The sequence below is a fragment of the Oleiphilus sp. HI0123 genome, assembly GCF_001635315.1.
On sequence record NZ_LWGE01001683.1, the window covers coordinates 1 to 2255 of the forward strand.

The window sequence follows — 2255 nt, forward strand, 5'->3', positions numbered from 1 at the left end:
GCGCATATAGGTAGACTTCCCCCCCATATTGGGCCCGGTAATCATAAGCATTTTTCGCTTTGGATCTAATATCAGATCGTTTGGCACAAAAGGCGCTGTACTGAGCTGTTCAACAATAAGGTGTCGGCCTTCTTCAATTAACAGGGTGTTACCCTGATTAAATTCCGGCCTATTGAGATTTAAAGTGTGAGCTCTTTCAGCAAAATTGCTAAGCACGTCGAGCTCAGAAAGCCCTTTTGCACACCTCTGAAGCGCGTCAATCGCCTCATTTAATTCATCAAGTAGGCTTTCGTAAAGGGCTTTCTCGCGCGATAAAGCGCGACTTTTACTGCTCAGCGCTTTATCCTCAAAAGCTTTCAGCTCTGGCGTTATAAAGCGCTCTGCATTTTTTAGCGTTTGACGCCTTATATATGCATCGGGCGCTTTATCTGACTGAGCTTTTGAAATCTCGATAAAGTAACCATGAACTCTATTGTAACCAACCTTCAAGGTCGAAAGCCCGGTTGCCTCCCGCTCCTGAGTCTCTAGATCGATTAAAAATTGACCGGCATTTTCACTGATATTGCGTAAGTCATCTAGCTCTGCGTCAAAACCATCTTTTATCACGCCGCCATCTCTAATAACGACGGGAGGGTTATCGATAATTGCTCGCTCTAATAACTCAGCTAAAGAGGGGTGTTCGGATATATCTTTAGCTACTTCACCAAGACTTGGGCAATCAACTGACCTTAAATCTGCCTGTATGGCGGGTAGTAGTATTAAAGTGTCTCTAAGTCGTGATAGGTCACGAGGGCGTGCAGATCTAAGCGCAATCCTGGCGAGTATACGCTGTACATCTCCGACTTGTTTTAAATTCGTTTGAATGGCGTCGTAGTTATAGGATTGCTCAAGTGAAGACACGCAATCTAGACGGGCATTCACAATTTCCCGGTCTCTTAAAGGGTGGTGGAGCCAGCGCCTAAGCAAGCGGCTACCCATTGCAGTTTTACAGGCATCCATTGCCCACGCCAAGGTGTGATTACTTTCGCCAGCAAGGTTGGTGTCAATTTCTAGGTTCTTGCGACTGGCTGCATCGAGTAGAATGTATTGACTACGCTCTTCTTTATTGATGGTGACAATATGAGGCAGCTCATTACGCTGAGTATCCTTTGCATACTGCAGCAGACAACCCGCCGCGCAGATAGCTAATTGCATCGAATCGATACCAAAGCCGCTTAAGTCTTTCGTTTTAAATTGAGTAGTCAATAAGCTTTTTGCGGAATCAAGATCATAAAGCCATGGAGCTTGGCGTCTAAGACCAGTTAAGTTCTCAAAAGCTCCTTCATATGGAAACTCTTCACTTATTAAAACTTCCGACGGTCTAATACGCTGCAACTCGCTTATTAGGTCGGGCAAGCCTCGAACTTGCGACACAGAAAAGCGTCCGCCACTCAGGTCTAGGTAGGCTAGACCAAAGGCTTCCTCATCACCAAAGGAAATTGAGCAGAGCAAATTGTCACGCCGCTCTTCTAGAAATGCCTCGTCAGTCAGCGTGCCGGGAGTGACAATTCTCATTACCTTACGCTCAACCGGCCCCTTGCTTGTTGCCGGGTCACCTGTTTGCTCGCAGACAGCAACCGACAAACCAGATCGAACAAGCTTTGCAATATAATTCTCAGCGGAGTGATAGGGGATACCCGCCATTGGAATAGGGTTGCCACCACTCTTACCGCGTGCCGTTAAAGTGATATCTAGCAATTGAGCCGCTTTTTTTGCGTCATCGTAGAACATCTCATAAAAATCGCCCATTCGATAAAAGACAAGCTCATTAGGGTGGTCCTTTTTAATGCGAAAATATTGCTGCATCATCGGAGTATGTTTAGATTCACTGTTTTTAGCTAACTCAGGACTTTTTGACATAATTCGGGAGAAGTTCTTTTTAATTGGTTGTATATGGACTTACCTAAAGCAAAGCATTAGACGCACAACTTGTTTTAACCTTAGAGGGGGTTCCAGCTGTAGCCGCGATATATAGATGCGACTTTATTGTCGACAGAATTCTAACAAATCACGTCTCTGTCTTACCAGAAAAAACGTAATCGAAAAATCATGTCAAACACTAGGTTTTATTCATTTTTAAGCTAACTCCGAATTATTTGTTCTTAGACATAAGCTAAAGAATCCCTCTTTTATTCTTCGTTAGATTAGCAGCAGGTACACCTAAATCATGTGTTTTTAGTTGTACGAAAAGCGACTCAGTTATCATATCTAAGCAT

1 protein-coding gene is annotated in these 2255 nt (G+C 44.0%); it reads right to left on the minus strand.

The features are described 5' to 3' along the window. Nucleotides 1-1899: DNA mismatch repair protein MutS (gene mutS / locus A3761_RS22765; protein ID WP_068750950.1), on the minus strand; the 1899-nt coding region annotated here is incomplete at its 3' end. Nucleotides 1900-2255 lie beyond the last annotated feature (356 nt).